20 protein-coding genes and 3 pseudogenes are annotated in these 25,045 nt (G+C 62.1%); 11 read left to right on the forward strand and 12 right to left on the reverse strand.

Annotation, left to right across the window (positions count from 1 at the left end; all coding sequences use genetic code 11):
* The first annotated feature begins 103 nt into the window (after window positions 1-103).
* From J7E82_RS07590 to J7E82_RS07605, 4 genes are all read left to right on the forward strand, one after another.
* Window positions 104-751 carry a hypothetical protein gene (locus tag J7E82_RS07590; RefSeq protein WP_251041579.1) on the forward strand — a complete coding sequence of 216 codons (648 nt, stop codon included), beginning with the start codon at window positions 104-106 and terminating at the stop codon, window positions 749-751.
* A 48-nt stretch (window positions 752-799) separates the two neighbouring features.
* Window positions 800-1,700, forward strand: a protein-coding gene (locus tag J7E82_RS07595) for an IS5 family transposase (protein WP_374223599.1) whose coding sequence is annotated in 2 segments (ribosomal slippage) — window positions 800-1,156 and window positions 1,158-1,700 — 900 coding nt in all. Because the reading frame shifts where the segments join, the coding sequence is not laid out codon by codon here.
* Between the two features lie 208 nt (window positions 1,701-1,908).
* Window positions 1,909-3,450 carry a sodium:alanine symporter family protein gene (locus J7E82_RS07600; protein ID WP_214862019.1) on the forward strand — a complete coding sequence of 514 codons (1,542 nt, stop codon included), beginning with the start codon at window positions 1,909-1,911 and terminating at the stop codon, window positions 3,448-3,450.
* 137 nt (window positions 3,451-3,587) lie between these two features.
* Complete coding sequence (locus tag J7E82_RS07605) at window positions 3,588-4,094, forward strand: GntR family transcriptional regulator (RefSeq protein WP_214862020.1); 507 nt, start codon at window positions 3,588-3,590, stop codon at window positions 4,092-4,094.
* 219 nt (window positions 4,095-4,313) lie between these two features.
* Here J7E82_RS07605 and J7E82_RS07610 read toward each other — a convergent pair whose 3' ends face one another.
* Entirely contained in the window at window positions 4,314-7,433 is a 3,120-nt protein-coding gene (locus tag J7E82_RS07610; protein WP_251041593.1) for a DUF3427 domain-containing protein, read from the reverse strand.
* A 353-nt stretch (window positions 7,434-7,786) separates the two neighbouring features.
* Window positions 7,787-9,046, reverse strand: a pseudogene (locus J7E82_RS07615) (IS1634 family transposase); the annotation flags it as partial.
* 14 nt (window positions 9,047-9,060) lie between these two features.
* Between J7E82_RS07615 and J7E82_RS07620 the strand changes: the two are divergent.
* Together J7E82_RS07620 and J7E82_RS07625 are read left to right on the forward strand one after the other, a co-directional pair.
* Entirely contained in the window at window positions 9,061-9,528 is a 468-nt protein-coding gene (locus J7E82_RS07620; protein WP_251041580.1) for a FadR/GntR family transcriptional regulator, read from the forward strand.
* Between the two features lie 347 nt (window positions 9,529-9,875).
* The gene (locus tag J7E82_RS07625) at window positions 9,876-10,823 is read left to right on the forward strand and encodes an Ltp family lipoprotein (RefSeq protein WP_214862023.1); all 948 of its coding nucleotides are present in this window, start codon (window positions 9,876-9,878) and stop codon (window positions 10,821-10,823) included.
* A gap of 163 nt (window positions 10,824-10,986) precedes the next feature.
* On the opposite strand, the gene J7E82_RS07630 is transcribed toward J7E82_RS07625, so the two are convergent.
* The gene (locus tag J7E82_RS07630) at window positions 10,987-11,226 is read right to left on the reverse strand and encodes a hypothetical protein (RefSeq protein WP_214862024.1); all 240 of its coding nucleotides are present in this window, start codon (window positions 11,224-11,226) and stop codon (window positions 10,987-10,989) included.
* Window positions 11,227-11,323: 97 nt separating this feature from the next.
* Between J7E82_RS07630 and J7E82_RS07635 the strand changes: the two genes are divergently transcribed.
* Both J7E82_RS07635 and J7E82_RS07640 read left to right on the forward strand, forming a co-directional pair.
* Window positions 11,324-11,500: a hypothetical protein gene (locus J7E82_RS07635; RefSeq protein ID WP_214862025.1), complete on the forward strand. Its 177-nt coding sequence runs from the start codon at window positions 11,324-11,326 to the stop codon at window positions 11,498-11,500.
* Window positions 11,501-11,729: 229 nt separating this feature from the next.
* Window positions 11,730-12,404: a J domain-containing protein gene (locus J7E82_RS07640; RefSeq protein ID WP_251041581.1), complete on the forward strand. Its 675-nt coding sequence runs from the start codon at window positions 11,730-11,732 to the stop codon at window positions 12,402-12,404.
* Here the strand turns inward: J7E82_RS07640 and J7E82_RS07645 are convergent.
* The 3 genes from J7E82_RS07645 to J7E82_RS07655 all read right to left on the reverse strand — a co-directional run bounded on the left by J7E82_RS07645 (window position 12,318) and on the right by J7E82_RS07655 (window position 14,175).
* Complete coding sequence (locus tag J7E82_RS07645; protein WP_214862074.1) at window positions 12,318-12,641, reverse strand: hypothetical protein; 324 nt, start codon at window positions 12,639-12,641, stop codon at window positions 12,318-12,320. The two genes, J7E82_RS07640 and J7E82_RS07645, sit on opposite strands and share 87 nt — an antisense overlap.
* A gap of 56 nt (window positions 12,642-12,697) precedes the next feature.
* On the reverse strand, window positions 12,698-13,171 hold the full coding sequence (locus J7E82_RS07650; RefSeq protein WP_214862027.1) for a hypothetical protein: 474 nt from the start codon (window positions 13,169-13,171) through the stop codon (window positions 12,698-12,700).
* A 731-nt stretch (window positions 13,172-13,902) separates the two neighbouring features.
* A complete protein-coding gene (locus J7E82_RS07655; RefSeq protein ID WP_308113689.1) occupies window positions 13,903-14,175 on the reverse strand; it encodes an ester cyclase in 273 nt (90 codons plus the stop codon).
* Window positions 14,176-15,120: 945 nt separating this feature from the next.
* Between J7E82_RS07655 and J7E82_RS07660 the strand changes: the two genes are divergently transcribed.
* Complete coding sequence (locus J7E82_RS07660) at window positions 15,121-16,488, forward strand: SpaA isopeptide-forming pilin-related protein (RefSeq protein WP_214862028.1); 1,368 nt, start codon at window positions 15,121-15,123, stop codon at window positions 16,486-16,488.
* Between the two features lie 163 nt (window positions 16,489-16,651).
* Here the strand turns inward: J7E82_RS07660 and J7E82_RS07665 are convergent, their stop codons facing one another.
* A complete protein-coding gene (locus J7E82_RS07665) occupies window positions 16,652-17,857 on the reverse strand; it encodes a DUF1524 domain-containing protein (RefSeq protein WP_214862029.1) in 1,206 nt (401 codons plus the stop codon).
* Between the two features lie 313 nt (window positions 17,858-18,170).
* On the opposite strand from J7E82_RS07665, the pseudogene J7E82_RS07670 reads away from it, so the two are divergent.
* Window positions 18,171-18,365 (forward strand): annotated as a pseudogene (locus tag J7E82_RS07670) (sortase domain-bontaining protein); the annotation flags it as partial.
* Between the two features lie 437 nt (window positions 18,366-18,802).
* Here J7E82_RS07670 and J7E82_RS07675 read toward each other — a convergent pair.
* A pseudogene (locus tag J7E82_RS07675) lies at window positions 18,803-19,688 on the reverse strand (helix-turn-helix transcriptional regulator).
* A 154-nt stretch (window positions 19,689-19,842) separates the two neighbouring features.
* Between J7E82_RS07675 and J7E82_RS07680 the strand changes: the two are divergent.
* Window positions 19,843-21,048: an MFS transporter gene (locus J7E82_RS07680; RefSeq protein WP_214862030.1), complete on the forward strand. Its 1,206-nt coding sequence runs from the start codon at window positions 19,843-19,845 to the stop codon at window positions 21,046-21,048.
* Between the two features lie 31 nt (window positions 21,049-21,079).
* Here J7E82_RS07680 and J7E82_RS07685 read toward each other — a convergent pair whose 3' ends face one another.
* The 4 genes from J7E82_RS07685 to J7E82_RS07700 are packed head-to-tail and all read right to left on the reverse strand — an operon-like array spanning window position 21,080 to window position 25,045.
* The gene (locus tag J7E82_RS07685) at window positions 21,080-22,105 is read right to left on the reverse strand and encodes a LacI family DNA-binding transcriptional regulator (RefSeq protein WP_214862031.1); all 1,026 of its coding nucleotides are present in this window, start codon (window positions 22,103-22,105) and stop codon (window positions 21,080-21,082) included.
* Window positions 22,106-22,136: 31 nt separating this feature from the next.
* Entirely contained in the window at window positions 22,137-22,898 is a 762-nt protein-coding gene (locus J7E82_RS07690; protein ID WP_214862032.1) for a cupin domain-containing protein, read from the reverse strand.
* A 2-nt stretch (window positions 22,899-22,900) separates the two neighbouring features.
* A complete protein-coding gene (locus J7E82_RS07695; protein WP_214862033.1) occupies window positions 22,901-23,902 on the reverse strand; it encodes a PmoA family protein in 1,002 nt (333 codons plus the stop codon).
* Window positions 23,903-23,938: 36 nt separating this feature from the next.
* The gene (locus J7E82_RS07700; RefSeq protein WP_214862034.1) at window positions 23,939-25,045 is read right to left on the reverse strand and encodes a Gfo/Idh/MocA family protein; all 1,107 of its coding nucleotides are present in this window, start codon (window positions 25,043-25,045) and stop codon (window positions 23,939-23,941) included.

Here is a 25,045-nt window from a genome sequence, read left to right on the forward strand (position 1 = left end):
GCATGGGGGCCAGCGCCGCGCGCTTCGGCCGCTCTTTGGTCTTTTCCTGCTCGGAGTGCTCGCGTCAGTGCTGGCGTTCCTCGGGCCCGGCTTACTCAGTAATTTGCGCACTGAGGACGGCTGGCTGCTGTGGCGCCCGGAGTGCGTCGTTGAAACCTCCGAGGGGGAGGTCGGTCTGGATCGTGATGAAGCGAAGCTGGTCACCAGAGCGGTGGCGCTCCTCTCCCGCGGGATGGCCGCTCCGGACACCGCCGGCATCGACGCGGCCGTGTTGCAGCGGCTGGCCGACGGGCCACCCGAGGACGCTGGTCCTACCCTGGCCTGCCGGGGCTCGGCCGCCAGTGACCTGCAGGAACAGCAGTTGGGTGTCACCGGCCTGACACCGCGCGCCGAGCGGTTGCGTGCGGCGATGACCGAGGTGTTCGGCGACCAAAGCCTGGGCGGGTTCGCCCCGGGTGGCATAGATCAGGGGCACGGAGCGGAGTCGACGCACTACGACGGCCGGGCAATCGACATCTTCTTCCGCCCGGTGACCGAGGAGAACCAGCGTAAGGGGTGGATGCTGGCTCACTGGCTCGTCGCCCACGCCGAGGACCTGGACATCCAGTACGTCATCTTCGACGATCGGATCTGGAGCGTACACAGCTTCCGAGGGCAATGGCAGGACTACGACGCACCTGAGCCCCGCAACGAGATCCTGCGTCACCTCGACCACGTACACGTGGACGTGCTGGGCGGAAGCCGCGACTAGGGCGTGTTGCTAAACCCATCTGATGTTTGGATGCGGTTGGCTGGTGTGATGGGCAATCGCTTTTTGATATCCGACGAGGTGTGGGCCGAGATCGGACCGCTGTTTCCTGCGTGGAAGGGCAACGGGCGCCCGGTCGCGGACCGCCGCACGGTCGTGGAGGGGACGGCATGGAAGTTCCGGACGGGGGCGCCTTGGCGGGATCTTCCCGAGCATTTCGGGAACTGGAACACCGTGTTCAAGAACTTCGACCGCTGGGCCAAGGACGGCACTTGGACGAAGGTGCTCGAACACGTCCAGACCCGCGCCGAAACCCTTGGCGATCTCGACTGGGTCGCCTCAATCGATTCCACGATCGTGCGCGTCCACCAGCATGGTGCGACCCTTCCCCGTCACACAGGGGGAGCCGTCGAATTACATGAAACTCGGCCTGGAACCGCCTGACCACGCGATCGGACGATCCCGCGGCGGCCTGACGTCCAAGCTTCACATGGCCACCGACGGCAAAGGGCGGATGCTCTCAGCCGTCCTAACAGCCGGCAACATCAACGACACGACCATGATGGCCGCGACGCTGGAACAAATCAGAGTTCCACGCCCGGGAAGGGGAAGACCGCGCACCCGCCCGGACCAGGTCCTGGCAGACAAGGGCTACGCCTCGAGAGCCAACCGCATCTGGCTGGCCGATCGCGGCATCAAGGCCACTATCCCGGAGAAGTCCGACCAGGCAGCCAACCGGAAACGGAAGGGCTCCGCTGGCGGGCGTCCGCCAGCATTCGACAGCGAGGCCTACAAGGGCCGCAACGTCGTCGAGCGGGGATTCAGCCGGCTCAAAGACTGGCGCGGCCTCGCCATGAGATCCGACAAGACCGCACGCAACTACCTCGCCGCCATTCAGCTCGCTGCATCACTCGTCTGGCTAAAAGCCAGCTTTAGCAACAACACTCCCTAGGGAACAGGCCTCAACCACTGGAGGACACTGAGCCTCGCGAGCCAGGGATGCCCCCCGTGAGAGGGCCAAATGGACTAACACCGACACGTTGTGAGAAGCTTCACAGGTTTTGGTGTGTGGTGTGCGCCACTGCGTCCACCGACCATGCGCACCACCAAACCACATCCCCGACCGCATCACCCACGCTCTTCATGGAGGGAACCCACTCATGAGCGAAGTCTTATCAGCTATCAATGGCGTTATCTGGAGCGACTGGCTCGTCTATCTCTGCCTCGCCACCGGCGTCTACTTCTCCGTCCGTTCGCGCTTCCTGCAGGTCCGGCACGTCAAGGGAATGATCCTGCAGCTGGTTCGGGGTGAGAAGTCCGCCTCCGGCGTCTCCTCGTTCCAGGCTCTGGCGATGTCCCTGTCCGGCCGCGTCGGAACCGGCAACGTCGCCGGTGTCGCCACCGCGATCGCCTTCGGCGGACCGGGCGCCCTGTTCTGGATGTGGGCAGTTGCCTTCCTGGGCGCGTCGACGTCGTTCATCGAGTCGACCCTCGGCCAGATTTACAAGACCCGCGACCCGCTGACCGGCGAGTACCGCGGCGGCCCGGCCTACTACTTCTCCCGCGCGTTCGCTCACACCAAGGGCGCCGGTTTCTTCAAGGTCTACGGCTACGTCTTCGCCGCCGTGACCGTTCTGGCCTGCGGCGTTCTGATGCCGGGTGTCCAGACCAACTCGATGGCCACCGCGATCGGCGGCGCATCGACCCTCCCGCCGTGGGTCGTCGCCATCGGCTCCGCCATCGTCCTGGCGCTTGTCATCATCGGCGGCGTCAAGCGGATCGCGAGCGTCGCAGCGTTTGTGGTGCCGTTCATGGCCGTCGGCTACATCATCCTTGCCCTGATCGTCGTCTTCGTCAATGCTGCCCAGCTGCCGGAAATCCTCTCGCTGGTGTTCCGCAGCGCCTTCGGCATGGACGCGGCCCTCGGCGCCATCATCGGCCTAGCCGTCATGTGGGGCGTCAAGCGCGGCGTCTACTCGAACGAGGCCGGCCAGGGAACGGGCCCGCACGCCGCGGCCGCCGCAGAGGTGTCACACCCGGCGAAGCAGGGCCTCGTCCAGGCCTTCGCGGTCTACATCGACACCCTGTTCGTGTGCTCGGCCACCGGCTTCCTGGTCCTCTCGACCGGCGCCTACCGCGTCTTCTCCGGCGGCAGCGAGGACGGCGAGATCCTCGCCGAGGGCGGCCTGCTTTCGGCAACGGCCACCGTCGGACCCCAGTTTGTGCAGACCGGATTCGACTCTGTCTTCCCCGGCTTCGGCGCCGCGTTCATCGCGGTCACGCTGGTCTTCTTCTGCCTGACGACGGTCATCGCCTACTACTACATGGCGGAGACCAACCTGCGCTTCCTCGTCGGCGACTCCTCGAGCAAGATGATTCCCGGTATCCGGACCAGCGTCGGCCGCGCAACCACAATCGCCCTCCAAGCAGCGATCCTCATCGCCGCCGCCTACGGCTGCATGAACACGGCCGCTGACGCGTGGGTGATGGGCGATATCGGCGTCGGCCTCATGGCCTGGCTGAACATCGTCGGCATCCTGATCCTGCAGAAGCCTGCCTTCAAGGCGCTCAAGGACTTCGAGAGGCAGCAGAAGCTCGGCCTCGACCCGGTCTTCGACCCGCGGCCCCTCGGCATCACCGGGGCCGCCTTCTGGGAGTCCTACAAGACGGCGGACCGCGAGAAGGAAACCGCGCGGATCTAGTGCAGCAGTGCACCGTGCGCCGCGCCATCCACGCGGCGCACGGTCACACCCCGCTCCGGGCACCTTCTGCATGTCCAACAAACGAATTGCACTTGCTAGGCTGGAACCCCCGGACACCCACAAAGAGCGGGGCAAACGTGCATCGGGACGCCGCCCGGTTCCTGTCCCAGCCGGTTGTCGCCCAGCCCGGCTCGCCGCTGGGAGTGGCGGTGTACTCGCGGATCCCCGAGGCCATCCGCAACGGCCTCCTCACTCCCGGATCCATGATCCCCACCGAGACCGAATTCGGCACCGACATGAAAGTCATCCGCACCGTGGTCCGCGAAGCCCTCATGCTGCTCGAGGAAGACGGCCTGATCAGGGCGCGGCGCGGCGTCGGGCGCTTCGTCTCGGACATGCTCCCCCGCATCGGCATCGAACGCATCCGCCCCTTCGAGGAAGTCCTGGGCAGCACCGGCCAGCAGGTTCATCCGCACGTGGCCAGCATGCTGATGGACGAAGACACCCTGGTGGCCCACTGTGACTCCTCGAGTAGTGAACCCTCGCCGTCACGGCAAGTCCTAACGCGACTAACGAGGGCGGAAAATGCCCTGTACGAGGAGCTCGGCAACGGCACGTACGGGGAGAAGATCCGGCTCGAGTAGGAGCTGATCAACTGGGACTGGGCGCTGGAGCGCATCCTGACAAACCTCTGAATCAGGATCGGCAACGAAATGTCCCTGCTCGAGAAGTCTGAAGCTTGAGAGTCTGCGCCTTTGACTGCTCGCATACCGACCTGGGCCGGCAGCGTAGCTAATCTATTGGCTGAAGCGGTCTAATTGGGGTTCGTCTCGGGTTGCGGAGTCCCGCGCTCAAGAGAGGCTTTACTGTGCCACTGCAGCCGCCACCGCGAACACATCTGCAGGCATCGGCCGATGGAGCTTCCAAGTGATAGCTATCGGCCTCTCCCCCGAATGCTGGACATAGTCGACTGGACCCAAACACGTGTATGGAACTGTCAGACCCGTCTCATCGTCGGCAGTATTCCTGGTGAAGAGCAGGATGTGCGACTCGTGTTTCAGCCTGTCCAGATACCGTCGGCCCGTTGGGCTTCCCGGCGACGTCGCATTTTGCGATTCCCAGTGGAACAGCTCTGGGCTGATGGCGTAGTCCTTGTACATGGTCGTTGCTGAATGCTTCTTGTCGTCCTTGTTAAGTGTCACAAAGAACGCGTCCGTGGCCGTGACAGGGCACCAGGCGACGCCTTCGCGGTGCTGCACGTTCTTGCCCTTCTCTAGTGAGCCGTACTCCAGTGCGGCGAGGATTTCTTCCCGCCGATACGTTGCATGGGTCAACAGCGGAATGTGCTGCAGGCCGGCACCCAACGTCTTGGCCGAATGCTTGGAGCGGGCGACTCCCAGCTTCACGAGCTGCCGGATCTCGCTGCAGACAAACTGATAGCTGCGCAAGTACCCCAGTCCGGCGTCGTATGTTTGAAAACCGCCGGCGTCGTCCCAGATGGTGTAGAACAGCATTCGGGCAAACGTCTGCTCTCTTGTTCCAAGCTCTGCGTAGCGGGGCACGTCTGTAGAGACGAGCATGGAATAGGCCTCAGCCCGTTCGGGATCGTCGACGTGAATTAGCGCCGCCATGCGGCTGAGTAGCTTCTTCTCTTCAGGGTCAGACAGTTCATGGTGCTGGCCCTTGAGGACAGATTCGAGCGGCGAAAAGCCCTCAATCAGCTGAGCCTGCCTGAGGTAGCCTGTCCAGGAATCCTTAGTTGATCGGTAGATATCCTTGATTTCATTTCCGGACTGTTCCAGATACGCCTGTAGGTCGAGCTCCCCGTAGGAGGCAATATCCCGGATCAATTGGGCGCGGTTGAAGCGTAGCTGCGACTTGATGTTCTCCAGCACCACACCTTGCGCGACGCGGTCCAGGACAATCTGCGAACCTGAAGGCAGGAAAGGGAACTCGTCCTCCACAGCCTTTTCCAGCTCTTTGCGTCCGTAGCCCGTCAAAGCCCGATATCTCAGATCGAAGCGGAACTCACGTCGCTGCTGGCCGATGAAGTCCAGCACGGTCAGGACTGCCTTGTCGTCTGCGCGGCGCAGCCCTCGTCCGAGCTGTTGGAGGAAAATCGTCGCGCTTTGAGTAGGCCTCAGTAGCAGGATAGTGTCCACCTCGGGCAGGTCCAGACCCTCGTTGAACAAGTCCACCGCGAAGATGCAATTGATCGTGCGATCCCGGAGCCGCCGCAGCGCAAGAGCGCGTTCGTCGTCGTCGGTGTGTCCTGAAACTGCCATCGAGGCGATGCCTGCACGAGTGAAAACCTCCGCCATGTAAATGGCGTGCTGGACCGAGACGCAGAAGCCGATGGCCCGCATATCCTCTGTGCTAGTCACCTTGTCCCGCAGCTCGCGGATCACTTTGCCGGCGCGGGCCTCATTGCCGGTATAGAGCGCGTCCAGCTGCGCGACGTCGTAGTTGCCGCGCTTCCATTCGAGGCGGCTGAGGTCGACGTCGTCGGAGACACCGAAGTAGTGGAAAGGAACCAGCAGATCCGCATCCAGCGCATCCCAGAGCCGGAGCTCACTAGCCCGCCGGCCGTCGAAAAACTGCTTGGCAACGTCAACGCCATCGCCGCGTTCCGGCGTCGCCGTCAGTCCGAGTAGCTCCTGGGGCCGGAGGTGGTCCATCAGTTTGCGGTAGGACGGTGCGTAGGCGTGGTGGAACTCGTCAATAACGACGACGTCGAAATCGTCGGCTTTGATCTTCTCGACTCCCATTGCCGCGATTGATTGAATGCTGGCGAAGACATGTTTCCAGTCCTTGGGCTTGTGCTCGCCCACGAACAGCTCGGCGAAGGAACCCTTTTGAAGAACGTCCCGGTATGTGCGCAGGGACTGCTTGAGGATCTCTTGGCGATGCGCAACGAAGAGCAGCGTGAGGTCCCTGCCCGCTGCATCGCAGAGGCGTTTGTAGTCCAGGGCGGCGATTACCGTTTTGCCGGTGCCGGTTGCAGCGACGAGCAGATTCCGGTGGTGCCCCTTGTCGCGCTCTGCCTCGAGGTCCTCGAGCATCTCGACCTGATGCAAGAAGGGCTGGACCTCAAGACCGGTCGCCGCTTCTGGTGCCGTTGTAAGTTTGCCACCGTTACGTGCGAGAGCGGCGTCGAGCTTCTCCGCGTCGCGATCTGGATCGTAGCTCTGGAAGGCGCGCTGTTCCCAATAGCTATCGAAGGTGACCTCGAACTTCTTCAGGAGGGCAGGGGTCGCAACGGCGCTGAGCCGAACGTTCCACTCCAGGCCGTCCAAGAGCGCAGCGTTGCTCAGATTCGAGCTGCCGACGTAGGCGGTGTGGAAGCCCGAGTTGCGGCGGAGGAGCCAGGCTTTCGCATGCAGCCGGGTGGATTGGGTTTCGTAGCTGATCTTCACCTCGGCGCCGTAGCGCCTGACCAGTTCATCGATGGCGCGTCGCTCGGTGGCTCCCATGTAGGTGGTGGTTATAACCCTCAGTTTGACGCCTCGGTCCCTGAGCGACTGGAGGGCCGGCTCAAGGAGACGCAGTCCGGTCCAACGGACGAATGCGCACAGGAGGTCAACCGTATCGGCTGATTCAATCTCAGCTCGAAGTTCAGCGGCGAGGTTGGGGTCGTCCTTGCTGTTGGTGAGGAGGGCGGAGTCGCTGAGCTTTGTGGTGGGGCGGCGGAGGTTCCTTCGTTTGAGGGTGCCTGGGCGGTGCAGGGATTCGAGCAGGCTTGGGCCATCCGTGATGCTGTCGCTGTGCTTCAGCTCACTGAGGAGGCGGTTGGCGAGGGTGACCCTTTCATCCGGCTTGGCGGCTGTGAGCGCTTCGCGAACGACGTCGGCAACGTGCCTGGAAAGTACATCAGGGGCTTCTTGCTCATCTAGTGATGCAAAAACCGGATGGAGCTCCGGAACTGCCTCGAGCCGCGCTGCAAGGGCGTCGGTCTTGATTAGTTCGTATAACCCTTCTGCCAGCTGCTCTGCTGCCAGTCCCCCATCAAATGTGTTCACTGCGCCAGGGTATGTGATTGAGGATGTAACAACCAGTAAGGCTCCACGGTCGAAGAGTGCAGTAATTGTCGTACCAAGGAATTACTCTTGCTCGCGTCAGCAAATGGTAGGTTCCAAATCCTATTTTTGGGGGAACCATGCAGTCAGAACATCTCGAAGTGGTCCCTCCCTGGTCCAAACAAGATGCAGTTCTTCAGACGGACCCATCTGGCAGAATTCTGAACATACATTGTGAGGAAGACTGGAACTACATCCGTAGCACCAAACCGGATCTGAAATGCCCTATAGATGGGTGCCACCTGACTTGGCTCATTTCCTTAGTGCGTGACTTTTGGGCCATGGATCGCGTCGAGGATGCCTTGCTGTTCGGCGTTGATGTCGGGGGCGGATTTTTGTGTGGTGCCGTTGATGGCGATGGTCGCTGAGCGCAGGGGCCGGAGCTGTTTGATGACGTTGGCGATCGTGAGCCCGGTCCTGTTCTGGACGGTTCTGGAGACGGCAAGCGCGGCGAACACGATCGTCAGGTGTGCCTCGATCGCATCGCGGGTGCGGTGGAACATGGGCCTGGCCCGCAGGTCTGTCTTGCTCATCCGGAAGGACTGCTCGACGTGCCAGAGGTCGTGGTAGGAGCCGATGACTTCGGTTGCGGCCATGACCGTCGCCGGGATATTCGTGACGTAACCCTTGAGGCCGGCCAGTTGCCGGGCACGTGTCAGTGAGGCGTCGTCGAGGCTACGTTTCCCGCCGGTGGTCTTGACGAAGCGTGGGACCCGGGCTGCCTTCTGTCCCTCGATGACCTCGCGGGCCCGGTTCTCCTGGGCCGTGAGAGTGGTGGCGTCGCGGACAGCTCTCTTGCGGGAGTAGGCCCATACGGCCCGCCATGAGCCGGGGTTCGTGGCAGGGTCCCAGACGGGTTCAGCGCGCACATCCGTATTGTTCTCGTTCTTGTGTCCGGTTCTGGGTGTGATGGTGTCGATCAGTTGCCCGTCGCTGAACGCGTCGCCGTGCCAGCGGAAGTGCGAGGCGAGGTCGGCCGGGGCTTTGGTCATCCGGGAGCCGACGATGAACCGCAGGTTCGCCTCGTCGAGTTCGCGCAGGTTGCCCGCTGAGAGCATGCCGGCGTCGGCCACGACGACCATGTCGGTCAGGTTGTGGCGGGCCTGGAACTGCTTGAAGATCGGCACGATGGTCGCGGTCTCGGCCTGGTTGCCTTCGAAGCAGCCAATCTCCAGCGGGAATCCGCCGCGGTCCACGAGCAGGCCGACGACGATCTGCGGGTCGACGCGGCGTTCCTTTGAGTAGCCGACCTTTCGCAGCGCGTCTTCCTTCTCGGCCTCGAAGTACAGCGTGGTGACGTCGTAGAGCACCAGCGAAACGTCCCCGCTCGTGCTGGCGTGCTCGAAGCACCAGGTCGCAATCCGGTCGCGGTACTTGCCCGCCGCGGCCCGGGCCAGGGTGCGTTTCATCGTCGCGTAGCTGGCCGGGGACTGGCCCAGGTCCCGAAGGACTCTGCCGGCATCCAGAAGCGATGTCGGTTCGACGACCCGGGTGAGTATCACCAGGTCGCGGAATTTCGCCGCCTACCGATGTTTTGGCGAAGCTGTCCGCGTCACCGGCCGAGTCCCAGGCGGTGAACCGGCTGGTGGACCGGCGGCTGCTGTTTGAATGCGCGGTGACGCACTATGCGGCGGTCAATGCCACGTCTGAACAGCTGGATGAGCTGGAGCGGCTGACCCGCGAGATGGCAAAGTCCAGCGACTGGTCCTACTACCACCGGATGGACGAGCAGTTCCATCAGCTGGTGGGCACGGCGTCGTCCCTGGACACCGCCGTCGAGGTCTGCCACGAGACCCTCGCCGAGCTCTACGACTACCTCATCCCCTACCCCATCGAGAAGCTGCACACATCAAGCCGCGACCACATCGCACTCGTGGCAGCATTGCGCGCCGGCAACGTTGAGGAAGCAGTGGAGTTCTCCCGGAAGCACGTGGACATCCTGCACCGGACGATGTTTATGGGGCTGACGGGCGGCAGAGCCAAAGCCAGCACGTCTGACTGATAGCGCGCTGCGATTGCTGAGATTTTCCGGCAAAGATACAGCACCCAAATTCGCCGAGCTTGGAGTGCATAGTGCCCAAAGCATCAAGCAATGACAATGATTCGCGATTAATGATCAAGATTCGCGCAGTTTTCTCCTAGGAACCAAAATGCGGGCACTTTCTCGGATCTAATCAAATTACTTTGACGCTATTGGGGGAAGCGAAGATGCTATGTCTGCCGGCTGGATCGGTCTACCGCTTCTGCGGTCTGCGTTCCATGCTGGATTTCCTCCATGCGCGTCCATCACCGCACCCACCCGCACGCTTCGCATCGCACGTCGGTCAGGTGTCCTATGGAAGGACTCTCATGAGCCAGCAACCCTACACCGCCCCCTATCCTCCGAACTACGGCTATGGTCAACCGCCGGTAAGCAACAAGTCGTTCCTGACGACCTGGCTGCTCTCACTGCTCCTAGGCGTCTTCGGCGTTGACCGCTTCTACCTTGGCAAGGTAGGGACCGGGATCCTGAAGTTAGTCACGTTTGGCGGGCTCGGCATTTGGGCCTTGATCGACCTCATCTTGGTGCTGGCCAACAAAACGCGCGACAAACAGGGGCTTCCGCTCGAAGGTTACGCCAAGCACAAGAAAGTGGCCCTGATCGTCACCGGCGTCGTAATTCTCCTGAGCATCGTCGTCAACTCCGCCAAGGCGGGTTCGGCCCCTTCGTCCGCGTCCGCTGGTTCCACTCCCAAGGTCGCGACTGCAGCTCAGACAGCATCTGCCACACCATCGCCCACCAAGGACCCTGCCGTTGCTGCTGCTGAAGCTGAAGCCTCTGCAAAAGCCAAGGCTGAGGCTGATGCGACAGCTAAGGCAAAGGCCGAAGCCGACGCTGCTGCTAAGGCCGAGGCGGACGCCGCGGCGAAAGCAAAAGCCGAAGCAGACGCCGCCGCCAAGGCCAAGGCTGAAGCTGACGCCGCAGCTGCGAAGGCCGCTGCCGAGGCTGAGGCTGCTGCCAAGAGGGGTACGCTCAGCCAGCAGAACGCATTGCGCAAGGCTGAGAGTTACCTCGATTTCACGGCTTTCTCCCGTACGGGCCTGATCCGTCAACTGGAGTTCGAGAAGTTTTCAACAGGGGACGCGACGTGGGCTGCGGACCGTGTCACCGTCGACTGGAACGAGCAGGCAGCCAAAAAAGCCAAGAGCTATCTTGAATTCACCTCCTTCTCGCGCTCGGGCCTGGTCGAGCAGCTGCTCTTCGAGGGCTTCACCCCGGAGCAGGCCGAGTACGGAGCGAGTACGACAGGTCTCTAGCGGCCAGGTTCAATTGAGCGCTCAAGGCACCAACGCCGATGCCGCCATCGGAGGTGGGCAACCGAAATATCTGCTGCCATGAGAGCCCAAATGTCCCCCTGGACACTGTCTAGCGGGACATCAACCGGACTCGTGAATTCCAAATTCGACCGTAATTCGTCCATCAAGGGCGATGCACGAAGGTTCCAAAAGTGCCCAAACTGGAAAGGGCACGGCAATAAGGCAATTGATTGCCTAACATTTCAAGGGGGATTAGTTTGAAAATCATCACAACTTTCACCAGCAGCGTGCTTCTGTGTTTGGCCCTTTCAAGCTGCGCGGGGTCACCGCAAGCCGTTCCCACGGTCACGCATACCGTGACTGAAACTGCCACGGCAATAGTGACCGTGACTGCGACCGCCACGGTCACAGCTGAACCTGTTGCTCCTGCCGTTGTGGCGGCCCCAGTACCGGCTCCTGTTGCTCCAGCGACTGCCATAATCCCGGCCAACGCTGCTGGAATGAATGCGGAAGCACTCGACGATGAACTGACGGTGCTCGGCTTCAAGAAGGTCATCTACAACTCTGACACTGGCAAGACCGTGCTTCTGCTCAGCAACTGGACAGTCACCGGAATCGACAACGCCGGAGCGGAACAGGCCGTCGAAAAGGCAGTTGTCGTTCACGTAACAAAATGATTCTTCCCACTCACGTTGACCTCCCGCGCCTGGCCGACGAACGGTTGCATCTTATTCAGACGACAGCTTGAAGATCGAAAAGAGGCGTAAGAAGGATGGAAAAATCACCTGACCGCTGACAAAGCAGCCGCCGTTGCTTATGAACGCCTCAGACAGACATCCAGGCTGCGGGACAGGGGCGAGTCCTGCGGGTAGGTTGCCTGAGGGGGAATCGAGAGGAACAGTTCGGATGACACAAGCAACCGTCACTCATTACGAGGTGCTTGGAGTACCAACGACGGCTCACACAGCCGAAATCAAAAAGGCATACCAGCGTAGGCTCAGGACTTCACACCCGGATACGGGTGGCAGCACAGGGTTATTCCGACTCTTACAGGAAGCATACGAGGTCCTCTCGGACCCCGCCGGCCGGCGGGCCGCCTACGATAGCGCTCCAGGGCACAAAAGTTCTGGAAACCCTGGGGGCGCCAGCGGCCAGCGTTCCCAACAGGAACGATCGCGGCCCCAACCGGATTCCTCTCAGCAGAAGCCGGAATCAGCGTTCGCTGATATGGAGCAGCCTCCCGCCCCGCCAACGTGGACCGGACCAGCTGTGGAGTACCGGCCATCACTTGTCCCGCCGTCGGGCGAACGACCAAAGATTCGCCAGCTCACGTCCCTGGACACGCACTTGGCGCACCGTCTTCCTCGTCTTAGGCAGCGTCTGTACCGTCCCGCCCCTGTTCAGTACTATCTGGTAATTCAGCACTGCTCGGTCAAACCTCAACTGGTTGGTCATGGGGCTAGCCTGGCTCCTGGCCACCGCCCTAACCCAGGGCTAGAGGCTCGTTTCGGCGGAATCCCGGTAGAAGCGTCCGAATCGGTGAAGATACAGATACATGCCGATGAAGGTGGCCAGGCCTAGAAGTGGGCCTGCCCACATGGCAACTTCCGTCCCGTGAACGAGTATTGCTGCGGCTCCGAATACACCACCCACTATGCCGACTCCTGGGCTGGCCGTGGCGAACTTTCCCTGTACATCGCGACCGATCTGCCGGTACCGGAGGCCTTGCAAGATCGCGAACAGGATGAAAGAAGCGACCATGATCAACGGCCATGGCCCATCCGCCATTGCCACAACACTCAAGGTCAGCCCGTACATAGCGGCCAAGGCTAACCAGTAATTCCGTATGGTCGTCCTGATTCTCGTGTTCATCATCAGCAACCTCGATTGAAGTCGATTACGGATCCGGCGATTGCCATGGCCGCTGAGCATCCCAGTGCAGCCATGGGTCCGAAGAAACCCATGGCGCCGCAGAATGCGGCGTTGGTGCCCCACCAGGCCCATAGTGCTGCCCAGGCTGCGGGACATTGAGGGAACATTGGCTTCAGCGCCATGCTACCAACGCCTCCGCCTAGCATCGTCGGTTTTGCCTTGTTGATCTTCCCCACCTTGGAGCCGTTCGGCCCGTCCTTTACTTCGAGGGTCAAAAATCCGGTCTCCGTCAGTACAACCAACGACTCGAGCACGTCCGTCGGCATCGAGGCCGCCAGGAACTGCTGTTGCAGTCCGCTATCGAAACGACTATCGGATGAGAGGAACGTCGTCAGAGCATGGGAATCTTGGATCATTCGAAGACGCTGAGCGAAACCAGCTGGGTCCTCTGTTCGGGACTGTTCCAGGCGTTTCATTGCCTCCGCTCTCTGTGACTTAGTCGGCTGGAGCAATGCAACCCCTGAACCGACGGCGGCTACAGTTCGCGGCGCCGCGGCACCGGCAGGTCCGATCGAAGTGGTGAGGACGGCGATGACCGCCACAAGCGTGGTGATCGCTCGCCAGACCTGCCGACACTTGGTTGCTGTGTGAACCATCTATATTCCCAATCTTTAGATTTCACTCGCCCGTAGGCAGCGAGCCAACTACCAGCGGTTGACGGCACTTGTTGCTCCCAAACGCAGGACCCTTCCGGACGCTGCTGTCTTTTTTGGATGCGAGATGTGGCCTGCTGGCGCATTGCCAACCTAAATCCGCAAATCCTCATTAGGTGGACTCCGGATTCGAATTTGCGTGCTGGGTGGCTTGAAAATAGGTGCTCTCACATGAAATTGAGTGTTGTATGTCTGGCTAGGTTCCTCAAATTAGCAGGCGCTTGCATTCTGGATGGCCTCATCATCCGTAAACGACGCCTTTCTTAGACTGACCGGCGATATAAAGAGTCGAGTGTCGGACAAACGGTTTCGGGCAATGATCGAAACGAGGAACCTCTTCCACTACTTGTCAACGGCGTTCCCAAAACGTCTCGCGGAGCTGCCAGATCATCATCATGGTCACACTGCTGCTAGATGCCGGACTAGCTCGGGAACGTACAAGGCCGCCCACGTTTCAATTGGGGCGGCCTTGTAAGATCCCGGCGGGTGAGGGCCTATGAGGGCACTGCGCCGATCTGCTGCATGATCTTCAGCGTGTCAGTGACTCCCCAGTGTTCGGCGACCTTGCCGTCGTCGACACGGATAATATCGATCCCGGCAATTTCAACGCTTTGGCCAGTTGGCGCAATTCCGACGAAGTCGCCTGTGTGCGTACCCGTCATTATGCCGTGAACGCACTCCAGGTTTCCGTCGGCCAGGAAAGGCTCTATTGACTTGATCTGGAGATCCGAAAACGCCGACCGGACTGTGTCTATGTAGAACCGCACACCTCCCTTTCCAAGCGGTTGGCCGGGAAGCGGCTCCTCGTGGTCAACGAAGAATATCTTGGTAGAAACGTTGCATTAATCCACTTCCGTGAGACATTTCCGACTCCTTTATGGGTACCAACCGGACGAGCCTATGGTCCCACTCCCCCACTGCCCCAACAACGGGTGGGTGCCAATAACCTGCGTGTGGGCCGCCGTCGTGTCCGTGGCGGCTTCGATGCCGATCTGTTCGCTATTTAGCGGCTAATCCCAGGCTTCCGCAGAGCATCTACCGCCAGATCCCATCCGAATAATTGAATCTTTGTTAACCGCCCTACGACCGAGTCATAAACGGCCCGGAATCGCGTCCGGAATGCCGTCAGGCTCGTTTTGGAGGGGGCGACGCGGCGGTGACCTAAAGTTGCCTCTTCAAGTAGGCGGCACGGAGAAGTACGCCTACGTGTATAAACCCCCCGAATTATTGTGAACAAAACGAGTACAGATTACTCGGGCGCCGATTCGAAAGCGCCGCCTATCGTTCAAGCAGCGCATGATGGATGCGTCGGCATTCTCCAAGAATGTCGGGTCTCGAATGGTTGGACGGTGAGACGGTGAAGCCGGGCCCCTTGGTCAGCCACCTAAGCAACGACAGAGCATTCCTGCTGACTGCACGCTTGCACACACAAACTGATCCACCTTCTCTTCGGCCTGTGGGACTCACCCGTAGGGCCGGCCGGCGTCGAAAGTCGCCTTCCAGTGCAGGCATGCCCTTTCGCCGTTTCAACGCCAGACAGGCCGCCTTTCCGGCATTGGCGCTGACGAGTTTCCTTTACTCCGGCGCTTCAATCTCCTGTCCGGTAAGAACCGGGTAAGCGGCACCGCCCCAAGAGTCGCAGTTGGGGACTGCGGCGTCCGGACGATTACGCCCGGCCTTTTCAGCATTCTCATTCTTTGAAAGTGAGTAACATGCAGGCAAAAACACGTGCGCAGATCGGCGTTTCCCTCGCCGTTTTTGCGCTGGCCTTGAGCGGCGCCTCCACCGCGCAAGCAAACCTCGTCGGCAGCAGCTTTGACGCCGGCGACGGAAACCTCGTCGTCGACGACGAGGCCAAGGACTGGGCCAACATTGGCATCAACTGTTCCCCCGGCGCTCTCGTGGGGTGTGCCATTGACAAGAACACCGGCCAGACTGATGACTCGTTCGGCAACGGGACCAAGGAAGACGACGCGGTGCCAAGTATCGTCAGCGGTCAGATTCCGAACAACAAGAGCGATCTGCTGCGCTTCTACACCCGACTCGTTCCGGAAAACGGGGACGACTTCCTCTACCTGGCCTGGGAACGGGTCCAGGAGCCCAGCGGCACCACGAACATGGACTTCGAGTTCAACCAATCGAAAGTCCTGTCGAGCAATGGTGTAACTCCGGTCCGTACAGCCGGTGACATCCTCATCAAGTACGACCTCTCGCAAGGCGGCGTGAACCCGGTTCTTGGCTACCACAAGTGGGTCACCACGGGAAATGCCAGGACCGTGTGCGAGGCATCCAACACAGTGCCGTGCTGGGATAAGGTCCACACACTGACGGGCTTCTTCGAGGGCTCTACTAACAACGGCCCAGTCACCGACCCTATCGAACCCAACGCCCCGCGGACGCTCAGCGTACGGACATTCGGTGAGGCCTCCATCAACCTGACCGACTCCGGCATCCTCCCGTCCGGCGCCTGCCTGCCGTTCGCTTCCGCCTACCTGAAGAGCCGGTCCTCCGACTCCTTCACCGCAGCCGTGAAGGACTTCATCGCACCCATAAGCGCCGGCGAATCCAGGTGTGGAACGATCAACGTCATCAAGCAGGATGACGACAGCCCGGCCTCGGCCCTTCAGGGCGCTGTGTTCACCCTGTACAACGACGCTACTCCTGTAGGCGGCACGCTTGGCGCGGAGGACACCGCCGTAGTGCCGACGACTAGCTGCACCACCGGCGCCGACGGCAAGTGCTCTTTTACGAATATCTCCGTAGGAAACTACTGGGTGGTCGAAACCACGACGCCAGCCGGGCATGCCACTGCCGCCCCGCAGGCCGTCACGCTAACGGGAGACGTGACCGTCCCGCTCATCTTCGTCGATCCTCGTGATTTCAAGGTGATCGTCCTCGTGTGCAAGGAGGCAGACAACTCCCTGTACCCAAGCACGGTGACGCTGGATGGAGTCGACAAGACTTCGCTCGCGACCGCACCGGCCGGGCTGACGGCTGCCCAACTGTGCGGCCTTGGTGGGGCTGCCTATGACGACAAGAGTTACGGCGACCACCCTGCGAACGTCAATATCCCACAGTAGACCAGTTACACTTCCTGACTACTGGAGGCCACAAAGTCTGGTAGCAAGTCTGGTAGCCGACTGCACAGATGGTCTGCGTTATGGGCCTCCAGACCATCACAAAAATTGCCACTGGCTGTTGCGGCTGCCCGACGGCGGCGAGTACCGCCGTCGGGCCATTCCGCTACTCGCAGGCGACCCCGTCCGAGTCTCGGTCCAGAGCAGGACGGTAGCCAGCCTGCCCTGCCAACAGGGGCGCGACTCCAGCAGCCCTTGCAGCGGCGCAGTTGGCGTAATAAGCAGCCGCAGGGGCTGGCGCTACCGGTGCCGGCGCAACAGGAGCTGGTGCCGGAGCGACCGGCGCCGGAGCAACCGGTGCGGGAGCAGGAGCCACGGGGGCAGGAGCGACGACTGCGGGCGCTGGCTCTGCGGGTGCCGGAGGTGCCGGCTCCGGTGTGGCGGGCGCCTTCTCACTGGTAGGTGCCAGCTGCCCTGAGCAGTTGGCGAGAATGTTTGCCATCGCATCGTGCTCTGCCTGCGTGACCCACAGCTTGTACGTCGCTTTCACTGAGATCTGCCGGGCAACGTATTCACAGCGGAAGGCTTTGTTGGACGGGAGCCAGGTGGCGGCGTCGCCGTCGCCCTTCTTGATGTTGGTCGGACCGTCCGTAGCCTGGAGATTCAGGGGATCGTTGGCGAAGGCTGTCCGCTGTTCGAGCGTGAGCTGCTGGGCGCCTTTTTGCCAGGCGTCGCTGAGGGCAACTACATGGTCGATCTGCACATCGTCACTAGTGGTGGCACCGCGGATGAAATTGATGGTGGTACCTGTGTATGGATCTGCCAAAGTTCCGGTCTGTACCTTGCAAGGCACACTGTTGGTGTACGTCACCGCAGTCAGGTCCCGCTTCAGAGTGTCGTTGCGGGTGTCGCAGCCATTGCGGTCAACGTCCACCCAAGCCTGGCCGAACAGCGAGCGGTCGTAGCCGGTTTTTGGAGCCCTACCCTTGATCGGCAGGGTGGCCAGGAGATCAATCGCCTTGGTCGCGTATGCCGGGCGGGAGTTCGGAGCGTTGAAAGTGAGGCTCGACGCAGGCACATAGGCATTGTCAGGGTCGAGTGGTGAGCCGGTTTCCTGTGGAGTCGGATACCCAGTTGCCGTCACACTAGCCTCTGGATTCGGGGCTGACGGGCTGTTACCGGAAGAGGCTGCTTCGAGGTCCTTGGGAGCTGCAGCGCAGCCGGCAATGAAAACTACGGAGGCGGTGGCAAGCGCAACGGCGCCGGCTTTGTTTTTTACTCCGACGATGAAGGCGGACGCCCTTGGTTTTCGCGGCGGCTTCGGTCCCTGACCGGCTGGCGCAGCATCCAGAAGGGACTCAATATTCGACATTCATTTCCCCCATTAAGAACGGCCCGGTAGGTGGCCGGACCTTTCGTTGTCGACAGTCGCGTCAGGGCGAGAGCCTATTCGAAATGCGACCCACATCCCGGCAAATTGCGCCAATCTTGAGGGAATCTTGAGCAAAACTTGTGAATCTAACTATCACTTTCTCATTGCCTCCGTAATAAGCACGTAAAGTCTCGGAGAGCTGATATAAAAATCTTGGCAATTAGATGCGAGATTTATTTCTTTATATTCACCATTCTTTGCTGCAAATAAGAAACATCGCTTTTAAGCTAGAAAATGAAAATGGGTTGAGGTAACCCGTGAAGACGGCACAAAAGCTGTTTTCGCTTTTGACCACGCAGAACAATACTCAAAGAAGTCATTTCCAACAATGAGTGTTTACGGTAATACTGATGGTTCCGAACTTCGGCTAATCACGTGTGATGGCTATGACGCTGTAACCGGTGAGTTCGACGACAACTACGTGGTGTACGCAAAGCTGGTTATCTGAATTCCCTCAGCTTAAGGAAACTCAAATATTGGGGGGTTTCCTAAAGCGTCTGCCGTGAATATCTGTCTGCATGAAAGATGTTCACGGCAGACGTGCGTTCCACTAAACCTCTAGGCAATGGAATGGCCACGAAGGCTGGCGCCCCAGGGCGAGGCCCTCGGGATCGTTGAATCGCGCTGCAAGATCGACCAGGAAGACACCAGTTCCAGTGACCAGGAGAACTGTGCCGGCCACGGCGAGCCGTCGCTCGAGCAAGCCCTCCTGGCCGTCAATCCCTCTTCCCACGCCTCAGTGATGGGCAAGCATCGCCACACCGACAGGCAGCACGATTGTTCCCGCGGCGAGGAACAACAGCTCCACGCTCCATTGAACGGGGTCCGCCAGCAAAATCTCCAAGGGGCCATCGACCGGGTCCCGAGAACCCTCTGGAGGCGTCCCTACCGATCGCCACTGTTCATCGTGGCGACCTCCTCGACTTGCTCCGTCGCCGCCCAGCTTGCGAGCAGCCGCAGGGACTCCTCCGACGTCGAACCGGGCTCGGCGGGATATACCGTCAGTGTGAGGCCTGGGTCCTCTGCAAGCTGCAGCGCTTCGAACAGAAGCTCGAGGTCGCCCACAACAGGGTGATGGAACTGCTTATTGCCCGAGTAGTGCCGACGCACGTTGTGCGCAGCCCAGCGGACTCGGAACTCCTCACTGCGCATCGACAGCTCGCCGACGAGGTCCGCGAGACCCTTGTCGTAGGGGTTACGGCCTGACTCGGTGCGCAAAAGCGCGACGTTGTTATTTGCAGCGAGATTCCAGTCAGGATAAAACTCGCGGGCCCGGGGATCGAGGAAAATGAACCGCGAGTGGTTCGCAGGCCGCACGGGGTCCTTGAACATCTGGGAGTAGAGCGCGTAGCCCAGCTTGTTCGCGGCGAGGAGGTCCATGCGCCCGTTCCGCACGAATGCGGGAGCGCCTGTGATCGCATCCAGCATGGCCTGCACACTCGGTCGGATGCGCTGCTTCTGGGGCTTTGCCTGCCTGCTTACGGACGAGACGTTGGCGGCACGGGCGAGGTCGAAGAGATGGTCCCGTTCGGCGTCGTCGAGCTGGAGCGCACGGGCCAGCGCCTCAAGAACACTCTCGGAAACCCCCGCGAGATTCCCGCGCTCGAGCCGCGTGTAGTTGTCAACGCACGCCTGCGAGCATCGCCGCCTCCTCGCGCCGGAGTCCCGGCACGCGGCGAGTGCTGCCGAAGACCGTGAGCCCGGCCTTCTCCGGCGTGATCTTCGCGCGGCGCGACGAGAGGAACTCCCTCACCTCCATCCGATTGTCCATGGCCTCAACGCTACACAGGCGGGGCGGGGCGTGGGAGGTACTGCCATTACCAGTAACAACAGTGCACTCGCTGCTCTCCGCGAACGGCAGTTGTATGTATATCGACCCCGGCTAGCAGACTGCGCCAATCTACCCAGAAGAAATAGGCGGAACCATGACCCTTATACCGAAGGCCCCGGCTCGACCCCTGGCCATGACCACCGGGCTCACGCTCCTGTTCGCCGTCGCCGGGGGCGCCGCCGTCGGCAATCTGTACTGGGCGCAACCGCTGCTCGACGCGATCGCGGGCGATCTTCACGCCACCACAGCGACGGCGGGCTGGCTCGTCACGGCAACCCAGCTCGGCTACGCGGCGGGCATCCTGCTCATCGTGCCGCTTGGCGACGTTCTCGACAGGCGGCGGCTCGTCGTCGTCCTGATGCTCGCCTCCGCCGCGGCACTGGTGCTGTGCGCCCTCGCGCCGTCGATGGTGTTCCTTCTCATCGCGGTGACCCTCCTGGGCGTCACGACGGTGGCGGGGCAGATCCTCACGCCGCTTGCCGGAGACCTCGCCGACGACGGGCGTCGCGGACGCGTCTTGGGTACCGTCGTCGCCGGCATCCTTATAGGAATCCTCGCGTCGCGAACAGTGAGCGGCCTCATTGCCGCCGCAGGCGGATGGCGGGCCGTGTACCTGGTGGCCGCGGCCGGCGTCGTCGTCCTCGCAGCGTTGCTGTGGCGCAAGCTCCCGCCGCTCGCGCCCAAGACACGCGTCCCGTACCCCGAGCTTCTCGCGTCGGTTGGGGCCGTCGTGGTGAAGGAGCGTGCCGTACGCTGGACGCTCGCGCTGTCCTCGACAGGCTTTGCGGTGTTCACCCTGTTCTGGACCGCGCTCACGTTTCTGCTCGCCGGGCCCCCGTTCCACTACCCAGTCGAGGTGATCGGGCTGTTCGGGCTCGTGGGCATCGCGGGAGCCGTGACTGTTCAGCGCGCCGGACGACTGCACGACCGCGGCTGGTCCCTCCCGGCAACGGGCATAGCGTGGGGACTCGCCGTTGCATCATTCGTTCTGTCGATCTTCGCGGGGAGCGCCGTGGTGCTGCTCATCGCCGTCGTCTTCGTTCTGGACGTCGCGCTCCAAGGGCAGAACGTGCTCAACCAGACCCGGATGCTCTCGATCTCTCACGAGGCGCGCAGCCGTCTCAACACCGTGTACGTTACGACCAACTTCATCGGCGGGGCGATCGGCTCGGCCGCCGCGGCGCTGCTCTGGAACGCGGGCGGCTGGACCGCAGTGTCCCTGGCGGGCGCCGCGTTGAGCTGCTTCGCCCTCATCGTATGGGCGCTCGGGCGACGCGGACCGCTGGCGGGCGGCCGCTGACCGCATTCGTCATTGGCCCTACCTGGGTCCACTATCCCTTCGGCGCCCCCGCCGTCGACCCTCTTACCACCAGCTCGGTCCCCAGCTCGATCCGCTGCGGCAGCTCCTCGTCCCCCTCCAGATGCCGAAGTAGGGCCCGTGTCGCCGTCTCGGCCATCTGCACCACCGGCTGGCGGATCGTCGTCAATGGCGGCTCGACCCATTCAGCAGCCGGGATGTCGTCAAAGCCAATAACCGACAAATCATCAGGAACACGAAGGCCGGCAGCCCGCGCAGCCCGATAGGCCCCGAGCGCCTGATCATCATTGCCCGTGAAAATCGCCGTCGGCGGCTCAGTCAGCGACAGAAGCTGTCGCGTCCCGGCCTCGCCGGCCTCAGTCGAGAAATCGCCCGGCACCATCAGGGCAGAATCCATCCGAATCCCGGCACGCCGCAACGCCGCGAGGTACCCGTCCTCGCGGGCACTGCTGCACTGCAGGTCCTCGCGGCCGCCGATCATCCCGATCCGCTTATGCCCCAACTGCAGCAAATGCTCCGTGGCCGAATACGCGCCCTCCCAGTTCGCCGCGCCCACCGTCATCAAGTCCGGCCCCGGCTGCCCCACCGGATCAATCAGCACCACCGGAATCCCCAGCGACCGGATCCGACGAATCTGCTTGGGATCCAGCTCGTACACCGCCAAGATCAGCCCGTCCGACTTCCGCTCCGCCAGGTTCGCCAGCCACGGCCGGATCCGCGAGCCGTCCAGTGACAGGCTGCTCACCACCGTGCCGTACCCGGCTTCCTGCGCCACGCGTTCAACGCCCTCGATGATTTCCAGCGCCCACTCGGAACCCAGGCCCGGGAACACGAGGTCAATCAGGCCAGCCTTCTTGCTCCGCTTGGCTGGCCGACGGGCATAGTCACGCCGGGCAATGATCTCCTCCACCCGGGCACGGGTCTCCGCGGCAACATGGGCATGCCCGTTGAGCACCTTGGAAACGGTGGGCACGGACACGCCCGCCTCGAGGGCGATCTCACTAATCGTGGCCCGACCTGCATCCTGTTTGCTAACCATGGAACCCGTCCTCCCAGCCGAGGACCCAGCCTCAGCTCTGACCGTTTTCGGAAAGTTCCCACGTCTGGATCCGGCCGCACATGCCGTAGATCCTGCGGGTTTTCCGTCTGCCTATCGTAATCCGCGCATCCTGGAGATAGAAACTTTCTTCGGATTCCAGAGAACTCAGCTGGCGACGAGTCACCTCCGCCTGCAGCTCTGCACCGTCTGCCAGAATGCCCGACCAAGCGCCTGTCTTATCCCCCACCAGCCTGGCCGCCGCCGCGTGGAACCCGGCCAACGCCGTCGGGCCTTCAGCCAGCACTGCCTCCTTCAGGGCAAAGTATCCCTCCAACGCCAAATCACGACGACGGCGCGCGGCCGCCTCGGCGGCCAGGTTACCGCCGTCGGCGTCCTTGGAGGGAAGCTCCGCGGCGCTGCGGTACGACTCTGCGTCCACCAGGTGCTCCGGCGGGAAAGTCATCACGGCGTCGCCGTGCTCCGGCAGGCCGGCGTTCTGCATGACCACTAGAACCTTGAGGTCGCCGGAATCGTTGATGGCGCGATGCACCGTGCCGGGGGTGAACCACAGCACCACGCCGGGGGTCAGCTCGGTGGAAGTGAAGCCGCGCGAATCCAGGGTCTCCAGCCTGCCCGAGCCTTCGAGCACCACATACGCCTCGGTGGAGGCTGTGTGCATGTGCGGCGTGCCTCCGGCGTTGCCGTCGCCGCCCGGCCAGCTGTAGATGCTGACTTCGGACAGGCCTGTAGCTCCCGGAAACGACGTGACCCCTGGGAAGGAGGTGCTGGCCATACTCACGTCCAGCTTTCCAGCGCAGCCTGTGCTTGCGCGGCGAGGCCTGCCGCGCGGGTGGCATCCACGGCGCCGTCGGCGATCACCACGGCATAGCGGTACTTCAGCGGCGATCCCTCGCGTAACGGCACTTCCGCGCTGAAGAACGGGGCCGAGCCCAGGCACGCGAACATCGATGAGCGGGCAAACCACTGGTTGGGCGCGCCCGCATTGGCGGGATCCTCCACGAACGTAATGGTGGAGGAGCGGCAGGTCACGTCGTGCTTGCCGGTGAAGGAGATCCACGACGTGCGGGTGCCCATGAACTCGTCCCCGCCGGTGCCTTCTGAGGAGCGGAACTCGCCTCCTGTGAACGAGCGCGGGCCACGCCAGAACAATCCGCCGTAGCCGGCGTTGTCGCGGCCCTCGGTGGTGGGGCTGCCGATGAGGATTTCCTCGCCTGAGATGTTGGTCATCTCGGTCTCGAACAGGATGGCGTAGGCGGTCGGCTGGTCAGCGCCGTCCTGGCCTGAGCCGTCCTGATCAACCGCGTCCAGGTCCACCCCGTCAAGCAGCTGAATGTTGAAGCGGCGGTTTTCCCCGATAACCGGCTCGCCGTTTTGGCCGGACCAGTACAGGGATTCCGACGCGGTGATCCCGGCACCGGATTCGTCGATCGCCGTGAATGCCTCATGAGTCATGGCGCCGTTGTTGTCCAAGTTGGCGTACTCGGTGGCGCTCGTGTAGGTGGCTCCACCCCAGAAGTTGTGCTTGCCCACGTTGGGCAGGGCCCAGGACAGGCCCTTGTGCCAGACGTGGTCCCACGGCCGGGAGATGGTGACCTCGTCGCCTTCGAGGGTGGTGAGCGGATGGAAGAACGGCCGCGGGCTCTCGTATTGGTCGTCCGTGGGTTTGTAGGTGTAGGTGGCGATGTGCTGGCCGTTGGCCGTGAAGGTGAGGGCGGCGCCGTCGTCGGAAAAGCTGAGCTGGCTGGTCGCGGTGCTGGTAACTGTGGGGTTGGTCATGAAAAGTCTCCTGGCGAAAGTCGTAAGTCGGTGGGGTCAGACGCGGGCAGTGTCGGCGAGCATGCGGGTGCCCAAACCGTCCCCATCCATGCCGCCGTAGAAGGGGTGGCCAGGAATGATCTCTCCGCGGCGCACGCTCTGGCCTGTGAAGGCGGAGGCGTAAATGGCGGCAGCGAGCTCAAGGGTCTGGCGGGCGGAGTCCGCATCGGCTGGGAGCGGGCGTCCGGCGTCGAGCGCGTCATACATGGCAAGGAACTGGGCTGAGTGGCCGCTGCCGCGGTCCAGCGGCTGGCCGGTCCAAGCGTCCTTGACCTGGTCCTCATTGCCGGGGGCGCCTGTGATGGTCCAGTTGTCCGTGTTGTAGCCGTAGAGGTGGCTGAGTTCCACCGTGGCGAATTCGCAGTCGATGCGGATGTCCGAGGTTTCGCGTGGTGAGAGCAGCGAGTTGATGATGGTGGCCACGGCGCCGTTTTCGAAGCGAACCAGCGCGGCGGAGAGGTCCTCGGTGGAGGTGGCGCGGGCCTGGCGGGAGGCGATGGCGGTGACCTCTTCCCACGGTCCCATCAGGTGCAGGAGGAGATCGAACTGGTGGATGCCGTGGCCCATGGTGGGTCCGCCGCCTTCAGCGTTCCAGGTGCCGCGCCACGGCAGGTCCCAGTAGCTGTCCGGGCGGTACCAGAGTGTGTCGCAGCGGGCGACGAGCGGACGGCCGAATTCGGTGCCGCCGATCAGCGTCCGGGCTGCGGCGGAGGCATCGCCGAAGCGGTGCTGGAAGACGCAGGAGAACTGGGCTCCGCCCTTGGCCTGGGCCTTGTCGAGGCGGTCGAAGTCGGCGAGGCTCAGCGCCGGGGGCTTCTCGGAGAGGACGTGGACGCCGGCTTCCAGGCATTCGATGGCCTGGTCAATGTGCATCATGGGCGGGGTGCAGAGGTGCACGATGTCCGGCTTGGCCTCGCCCAGCAGTTCGGTGAGCGTCTGATAGCGGCCGGCAATGCCGTGCTGGTCGCAGAAGGCGTCCAGTCTTGCGGCGTCCACGTCGCAGGCTGCCACCAGCTCCGCGCGGTTCTCTGTCCGGGCCAGGTTGTCCGCGTGCACCGCCGCGATTCCGCCCGTCCCAACGATGGCCACTTTGTACGTCCGCAT

Source organism: Arthrobacter sp. ISL-30 (genome assembly GCF_018613855.1).
Lineage (GTDB): Bacteria > Actinomycetota > Actinomycetes > Actinomycetales > Micrococcaceae > Arthrobacter.

Bases quoted from the DNA above. Each gene is read 5' to 3' on its own strand.
- J7E82_RS07600 (WP_214862019.1), top strand. From the start codon at position 1,909: ATGAGCGAAGTCTTATCAGCTATCAATGGCGTTATCTGGAGCGACTGG.
- J7E82_RS07625 (WP_214862023.1), top strand. From the start codon at position 9,876: ATGAGCCAGCAACCCTACACCGCCCCCTATCCTCCGAACTACGGCTAT.
- J7E82_RS07635 (WP_214862025.1), top strand. From the start codon at position 11,324: ATGAATGCGGAAGCACTCGACGATGAACTGACGGTGCTCGGCTTCAAG.
- J7E82_RS07640 (WP_251041581.1), top strand. From the start codon at position 11,730: ATGACACAAGCAACCGTCACTCATTACGAGGTGCTTGGAGTACCAACG.
- J7E82_RS07645 (WP_214862074.1), bottom strand. From the start codon at position 12,641: ATGTACGGGCTGACCTTGAGTGTTGTGGCAATGGCGGATGGGCCATGG.
- J7E82_RS07650 (WP_214862027.1), bottom strand. From the start codon at position 13,171: ATGAAACGCCTGGAACAGTCCCGAACAGAGGACCCAGCTGGTTTCGCT.
- J7E82_RS07660 (WP_214862028.1), top strand. From the start codon at position 15,121: ATGCAGGCAAAAACACGTGCGCAGATCGGCGTTTCCCTCGCCGTTTTT.
- J7E82_RS07665 (WP_214862029.1), bottom strand. From the start codon at position 17,857: ATGTCGAATATTGAGTCCCTTCTGGATGCTGCGCCAGCCGGTCAGGGA.
- J7E82_RS07680 (WP_214862030.1), top strand. From the start codon at position 19,843: ATGACCCTTATACCGAAGGCCCCGGCTCGACCCCTGGCCATGACCACC.
- J7E82_RS07685 (WP_214862031.1), bottom strand. From the start codon at position 22,105: ATGGTTAGCAAACAGGATGCAGGTCGGGCCACGATTAGTGAGATCGCC.
- J7E82_RS07690 (WP_214862032.1), bottom strand. From the start codon at position 22,898: ATGGCCAGCACCTCCTTCCCAGGGGTCACGTCGTTTCCGGGAGCTACA.
- J7E82_RS07695 (WP_214862033.1), bottom strand. From the start codon at position 23,902: ATGACCAACCCCACAGTTACCAGCACCGCGACCAGCCAGCTCAGCTTT.
- J7E82_RS07700 (WP_214862034.1), bottom strand. From the start codon at position 25,045: ATGCGGACGTACAAAGTGGCCATCGTTGGGACGGGCGGAATCGCGGCG.